3 protein-coding genes and 1 pseudogene are annotated in these 3129 nt (G+C 69.5%); 3 read left to right on the top strand and 1 reads right to left on the bottom strand.

What is annotated here, in order from left to right; genetic code table 11:
- Positions 1-588 precede the first annotated feature (588 nt).
- The 3 genes and pseudogenes from ACWD1Z_RS36900 to ACWD1Z_RS36890 form a co-directional block, all read left to right on the top strand.
- Positions 589-1020 (top strand): phage holin family protein, encoded by a 432-nt coding sequence (locus ACWD1Z_RS36900; RefSeq protein ID WP_451125217.1) that lies wholly within the window; start codon positions 589-591, stop codon positions 1018-1020.
- Positions 1017-1496 (top strand): DUF3618 domain-containing protein, encoded by a 480-nt coding sequence (locus tag ACWD1Z_RS36895; RefSeq protein WP_451125215.1) that lies wholly within the window; start codon positions 1017-1019, stop codon positions 1494-1496. The genes ACWD1Z_RS36900 and ACWD1Z_RS36895 overlap by 4 nt, the downstream gene beginning before the upstream one ends.
- A gap of 610 nt (positions 1497-2106) precedes the next feature.
- Positions 2107-2303 (top strand): annotated as a pseudogene (locus ACWD1Z_RS36890) (IS5/IS1182 family transposase); the annotation flags it as partial.
- A 445-nt stretch (positions 2304-2748) separates the two neighbouring features.
- Here ACWD1Z_RS36890 and ACWD1Z_RS36885 read toward each other — a convergent pair.
- Positions 2749-3129: LysE family translocator (locus tag ACWD1Z_RS36885; protein WP_451125213.1), on the bottom strand; the 381-nt coding region annotated here is incomplete at its 5' end.

The following is a 3129-nucleotide window of genomic DNA, read 5'->3' as shown; positions in this document are numbered from 1 at the left end:
CCGGTGGCCGTTCATCTATGCGGGCCCCATCCCAACGCCGGAGCAAACCCCCGGATCAGGTCGAACCCGTACACCACTTCCCTGGACGTAACCCATCTCCTCCTACGCTCTGCCGCCGCGGCATGCAGGTCTCGCTGCCAGCCGCGTCGCACAGAGCGTCGGCCCGCCCGGATCCTTCTCGGCCAGGCCGACTCGTGTGTGCCCGCCGGCCCCAACCGACGGGCACACACGTCAAGCCGCTCGGGCCGCCGCCGCGGCGCACCCAGGCCGTGCCCCTCACGACTAGCCAGACGCACGCGTGTCCAACCCGTAACCGCCGCCCGATGCCGAACAAGGCACTGGCGCCGGGTGGTGTTGCCCCAGCCGCTGCGCAGCGTTCCGCCCGGTCCCAAGGGGTCGACGCCGGGCAGAGGCACGATCTCGCTCCTCACGTCTCCTCCGCACCACTGGTATCGCGAGTCAGGTGACAAACCGCCGGCATGTTGCCGCCCTGAACTGCCGTGTTCGGGGTACCCGCGGGTTCACCGAGCGGGCGCGCTGCAGCGCCCGACGGGCCGAGAAGCAATCGTGCGACGGGAGGTGATCGCCATGTCGAGTATCCAGCCGCCCGGCGGATCCGGTCAGCAGGCGACGACGGGTTCAGAGCCGGTGGGAGAACTGGTGCAGCGCGCATCGCAGCAGCTGACCGAGCTGGTGCGCGGCGAACTGCGCCTGGCGCAGGCCGAGATGAAGGAGAAGGGCAAACGGTACGGCAAGGGCGGTGGTCTCTTCGGTGGCGCCGGCCTCGTCGGATTCCTGATGCTCCAGGCGCTGGTGGCCACCGCTATCGCCGCGCTGGCGGTACCGCTGCCGGTATGGGCCGCAGCCCTCATCGTCACCGTCGTTCTCGGTGCGATCGCCGCGGTGATGGCGCTGACCGGGAAGAAGCAGGTCAGCCAGGCCGCGCCGCCCATGCCCGAACAGACGCTTCAGAACGTGAAGGCCGACGTGGCCGAGATCAAGGAGAGTGCCAAGCGATGACCCAGCCGCCTCACGACGAACCCACCGCCGCCGGCCCGGACGAGCTGCGCGAGCAGGTCGAGAAGACCCGCCAGGAACTCGGCCGGACCGTGGAGGCGCTCGCGGCCAAGACCGACGTCAAGGCCCGCGCCCAGGAGAAGGCCGCCGAAGCCAAGGAGCAGGCTTCCGCCAAGGCCGGTGAGCTGAAGGAGCAGGCGGCGCTCAAGGCCGGGGAGTTGAAAGCGAAGGCCGCCGAGGCCGCGTCCCGGGTGCAGGACAAGCTGCCCGACCCGGTCAAGGACAAGGCTGTCCAGGCCGCCGGGCAGGCCCGTGCGAAGGCAGCGCAGGCCGGCCAGCTGATACAGGACAAGACACCCGAGCCGGTGCGGGCCCAGGCAGTCCAGGGGACCCAGATCGCGCGGGACAACCGCAGCCTGGTGCTGGCGGCCGCGGGCGCCGGTGTCGTGCTGTGGCTGCTGTGCCGCCGTAAGGGATGAGGCTGTAGAAGCATCGAAAACCGCCCACGCCGCCGGTCGGTCTCGCGCTGGGCGCGGTCAGCGGCATGATCGCGGGCGCGCTGTTCGAGCAGGCATGCAGGGCGCGTTCTTCGCCAGGGTCCAAGCGGCCGTCGAACGCGCCAGTGCCGCCACCACCCGCCACCTGACCGGGACTTGACCCCGCCGACATACACCACCACCGGGGACCGGTCGATAGCAGCTGACCGGTCCCCCGCCCCGGACCGACACCCTACGAAAGATCACCGTCATGTCCGATCAGCACGCGGCTACCGCGGTGACGGCCGCCGCCGTCATCTCCCTGCTCCTGATCACCCGGGCCGCGTTCCTGCACGGTGGGCGCCGACGCACCCCCTACGCGACTCGTCCGGGACGCCGTGGGCCCCGACACCCCAGCGCGGCTGCATCGCCAGTCGTCACCCCGCCGAACGGTGCTGCCGAGGCCGCCGTACGCGAAGCCGAACAGCACATCCAACGCTGCTGGCAGCGCCTGCAAGCGCACACCGATCCACCCCAGTGACCAGGTGCCTGGCAGTACCGCACCGGCTCGCCCTGGAGGGACCTGCCGGACGAGCTTGGCTTGTTCCAGACAGCATCCCGCGCGATCCGGGACCACATCCGGCGGGGCAGGACCCGTGCGGTCATCCCCCAGCCCTCCGACCACGTCGGCCACCGCCGCATCAGTCGGCTCAAGCAGTGGCGAGGTCTGGCCATGCGCACGGACAAACTCGCCCTCGCTCACAGGCAGCGCTCCACCTCGCCGCCATCCTCATCCGGCCACGAAGATGATCGAAGAAGCAGCACTCAGGACGGGACAGGCGGGCACTCGAGGACCTCGATCGAGTTCCCTGGCATCAAAGCGATATGAGGGTGGTCGCTGAAGAGCCGCGCCGCGTCTTCGTGGGTCTGGGCCTCCACGATCGCGTATCCGGTCTTCGCACCAGTGAAGTCCTCGACCACCTGGGCCGTCACCAACTTCTTGCGAAAGAGTGGCGCCCCGGATCGATCAGGGCGTGCTCGTTCTTCTGAGCCCACACCGCCCACGCGTTCATGAACTCACTCTGCTGCCGCTCGGTGAGTTACGCCTTGTCAGCGTCGCCGGCCGCGCCGTTCAGGACAGCGAGAAACTTACCCATTGGCTGGAGAAGGTTTGCACTGGCCGACCTGGCGCCGACGACGCCAACACCAGGCCCGCATCTGCCACTACAAACGACGAGGCCACAGCCCATAAGCACTAGCCTGCCCGGCCGGTGACGGCGACAGATGCCCCAAGGCCGATCATGGCCAGCCCTCCCGTGCCACCGATCAGTGACATGCGGCGGGGAGAACGGCCCAGCCAGGCACGCGCGGTGGAGGCGGTCAGCCCCCAAATGCTGTCGGAAACCAGTTGCAGCAGGGCTCCCGCCAGGCCGAGGAGGAGCATCTGGACGCCGACGTGCCCGGCTTCCGGGTCGACGAACTGGGGCAGGACGGCGGTGAGGAAGACAATGCTCTTCGGGTTGGTCACCCCGACGACGAACCCCGCCCGGACCGAGCCACCGCCACCGCCGGGCGCGGCAGCCGAGGCGGTCCTCGTGATCGCCCGGTCCCTCCGACTCGCCCTCAGCGCCTTCAC

The sequence above is a fragment of the Streptomyces sp. NPDC002784 genome (assembly GCF_053592135.1).
The sequence above is the reverse complement of the archived record's forward strand: the minus strand, read 5'-3'. Positions and strand labels throughout refer to the sequence as shown.

What these genes read in the sequence shown, in the direction of transcription:
- ACWD1Z_RS36900 (WP_451125217.1), top strand. Translation starts at nt 589, where the DNA reads ATGTCGAGTATCCAGCCGCCCGGCGGATCCGGTCAGCAGGCGACGACG.
- ACWD1Z_RS36895 (WP_451125215.1), top strand. Translation starts at nt 1,017, where the DNA reads ATGACCCAGCCGCCTCACGACGAACCCACCGCCGCCGGCCCGGACGAG.